At 33.5% G+C, this 3,438-nt stretch carries 2 protein-coding genes and 1 pseudogene; 2 read left to right on the top strand and 1 reads right to left on the bottom strand.

The genetic code is table 11. The features are described from left to right. The first annotated feature begins 110 nt into the window (after positions 1 to 110). Positions 111 to 803: a hypothetical protein gene (locus tag AC1DRF_RS20090; RefSeq protein WP_330534222.1), complete on the top strand. Its 693-nt coding sequence runs from the start codon at positions 111 to 113 to the stop codon at positions 801 to 803. A gap of 1,007 nt (positions 804 to 1,810) precedes the next feature. Here the strand turns inward: AC1DRF_RS20090 and AC1DRF_RS20085 are convergent. Then, positions 1,811 to 2,155, bottom strand: coding sequence for a LuxR family transcriptional regulator (locus AC1DRF_RS20085; protein WP_477741507.1), 345 nt, complete (start codon positions 2,153 to 2,155; stop codon positions 1,811 to 1,813). Between the two features lie 330 nt (positions 2,156 to 2,485). Here AC1DRF_RS20085 and AC1DRF_RS20080 point away from each other — a divergent pair. Further along, positions 2,486 to 3,438: pseudogene (locus tag AC1DRF_RS20080) on the top strand (DUF4365 domain-containing protein); the annotation flags it as partial.

The following is a 3,438-nucleotide window of genomic DNA, read 5'->3' as shown; positions in this document are numbered from 1 at the left end:
GCTTGTAAGGAAATGCTTTCTCCTTATAAAACACGCGTAAAAGACCCTGAACCTCAACTGGAGGTCATACCACAGTCTATTTTTGGATTATTAGAGAAGGAGGAACAGCGATGAGCTTTCGGTTATCCCAACGTGATAAAGACATCATAGCGTTTATTAACCAGTTTAGAGCTGTTGATCGAGACTCATTAGTTGACCTATTCTTTAAACAGCTTAAATCGTCCGTAAATGCGTGTAATAGCGTGATGGTACGTTTATATCGATTGGGGCTAATTGAACGTACACAGCAGTATTCTCCCACCATCTATTTACCCGTGGATGCAAAGATCAAAAAGAACTCTCAAAAAATATTACATTTCCTTTCTATCTTGGATGTCTATAAACAAATGTGTACGTATAGTGATCCTAAACACGTCATTGTGGAAGATAAGCCCACTGGACGAAAAGGAGGAATTGAACCCGATCTATTTTGTATTTTTAAAGGATCTCCTTTTTGGATTGAAATACAGAGAAATCAGTATTCAGAACAGAAGATGCAAGCGAAGATCAGCCTCTATGAGGAGTTTTTCTTTTCAGATGAGTGGAAAGCATTGCATTGGCAGCCAGAGGGCCGATCAGCTATTTTCCCTACTGTCATGTTAATTACGCCTGTTCGGTATGCTGTTAATTCTGAGCACATCCGCATTATACAGGTAGCAAGTATCCACGAGCTCATGGAGAAATATAAGAACTCTGCAAAACAGGAGAGGCAAGTAAGACCAAAGTTATCGTCCTCAAATGGAATCAAAATTAATTTAACATAGGGTAATAAGAAGTTATGTCCTTTGATAAAAAAGAAAGCTACCCCATCGTTGCAGGACAAGTAGCTTTTAAGAGAATTCATAAACTAATTTATAAAAAGTCTGAATAACTTTATAACAAATTAAGAAATAAATCAATACAAGTTGACCTTGACCATATATATAACGTGCATTTTTTATACATCTTCCTCTCACTTGGGTATCGAGTAAACGTAGTCATATCAGGGATGTATAAAAAGCTGCATATATGTAAACTAGCTACTTGGTGTCTTGAAATAAAAAAGTCCCATTGATATTACTCAATTTAAAGAAGGAGCTCTGTCTATCATATATAGCCCAAAAACAGAAAAAACAACTGGGTCCGTTCAGTTGTTTTTTCTGCTACATTTATTTGATTAAAGGATAGAAACTTTACAGCTTCTTGAGTAGTTTGTTCATAACATGTGAAATTATTCAATCTACTAGACACAACAAAAAATAGACGGAATATTTCAATTAATTAGTTTACTTTGTAATCGCTTTCATTTATAATAAGGGTAGGTTGGATGGCATGAGTGGCTGTCATAGTATTTAGCGTAGGCGGGGCTGATACGAGGGAACAGGGCATAAAAGAAATGTCCTTTTTTATTTTCATGAAAAAAGTAAAAATAACATTTGATAATTTAAGTCAGGAAATATAACAGAATGATGGTTTTTTTATTCTAATTATGTAAAATGAAGTTGTGTAGAATCTACATAAAAAAGAAAGGATTACCTTTGGGGATAAGGTAGTCCTTTTTTTATTGGTTCGAAAATCACACAAATATTTATATTTTCAAAATATTAAGTGATGACATTGATCATCATAGATAGTAAGATATAAGTGGTCAGCCTAACGGTGGGTTCACGTTTGATAACCCAAATCATGCTTATAGGAAAGAGCATTTCTCATTTGAGAGGAATGCTCTTTTCTCTGTATAAGAAAAAGCAGGCTTAAGCCTGCTTTTGTAGCCTTAGAGGCTATTTTATAGTTAAGAAGTACGTATTAGTTCTTGTGAGGATTCTTGATACAAATTCAGAAACTGTTGAACAGCTTCTGTCATACATGATGTATTCCACTTTTTTAAGATACTTCTTTTTTGATTCTTAATCGTGCACTCTTCTTTATGGAAAATGTCTTGTATTGCTGAAATAGAATGACCATCAAGAGCAAAAACTTCTTGTCCTGCTTTAGTGAGTTGATTCATGAATACTTTCTCTTTCAAGATTTTGCATTCTTCTTCTACACTCTTCAGTCGAGCAACTTCATCAACTAAATCAGACGCTACACTCAAGATACGTTCAATACCCATTAATAGTTTTTCACTTTGATCCATGATAAGACCCTCCTATTTTTTGAAGGAAACCCGTGCTATAATAAAGGTCCAACGTTTTAATTGACACGGGGTGCTTCCTTTCCAGGGGAAGTGCCCTTTTATTATTTAGTTTGGTCTTGCATTATTTATAATAAAGTTTGATTAAAAATCCTGTATATAACAGGACTTTTTTGTTCGATAATAAGACTATTTTATTGAACAAGGGGGTGATATAGAAACAAAACTGGTGGTTTTAATTTACCTAACGAATTCTGTTCTATTATTGCTATACTAAGGTTCGATGAGTTTTTAACGGATTTAAATGTTCATCATGAAGAAGGAGAGAATTGAATGGTTACAACAAAGACCCAAAAAAAGATTGCAGCAAATGATCTAGAAACTAATACACCAACTGTTGAACAGCTAGCGTATTATCGAATATTAGCCCCACTAAAAGTTAGATCACTCTTATCTCATCTTAATTCAAGTGAAAAGAAATCTATTTCCTTTGATTTTAAAAAAATGAAAAATGGGGATTTAGATCCTTTACGTCACACATTTATAGAAGAGATAGACAAACAGCAAACAGGCTCTACTGAAACATCCGAAAACAAAGAATCTACGCCTTACAAAGTAGATTTTGTTAACATGCAAAAGAAAGCTTTTAATTTATATGAAGGGATAATCCACGTATATGGTATCCCAGACGACGGTATTAAGTTACCAGTGGAGGAAGTTAAAATAGATGAGTTGAAAATTGGAAAAAACGAAGTTGTTTATATGAACAATGAATCCACCCTTGTTACTTACCAAATCATTGAAACAGAGAAGGGATTCAAGGTCGTTATAGAAGATACTTTAACGTTGGATTTTGATAGGAGAAAGAAATCTGGTCTATTCCATCTAGAAAGAGTAAAAAGCCTCGGTTCCTATATGAAATGTTTACGATTAATAAACTATTACATACAGCGCAATAAGTTTCCTTTTCAATCTCTACAGTTATCTGGTGGGACATTAAATTTAAAGGGACAGCTCCAACAAATTGAGGAAGAGATTGAATCATACAAAGAACTGATAGATATTTGTACTCAAATTGGAATAAGTGAAAATTATATATTTGATGATAAGGAAAATTTCCCTTCCCTATTCAATGCTATAATCAATATCTTTAAAAATAAACAATATAGCTTACTAAATATTCATCAAGAAAAACTAGAAAAAACGGAGATAATCAATATTGAACTTTCCAAATATGTGAAACTAGCATTAGTATATGCAGATGGATGTTTCCTTAACCTTTATAG

It is taken from the genome of Priestia sp. P5_B4, from assembly GCF_056400385.1.
The sequence above is the reverse complement of the archived record's forward strand: the minus strand, read 5'-3'. Positions and strand labels throughout refer to the sequence as shown.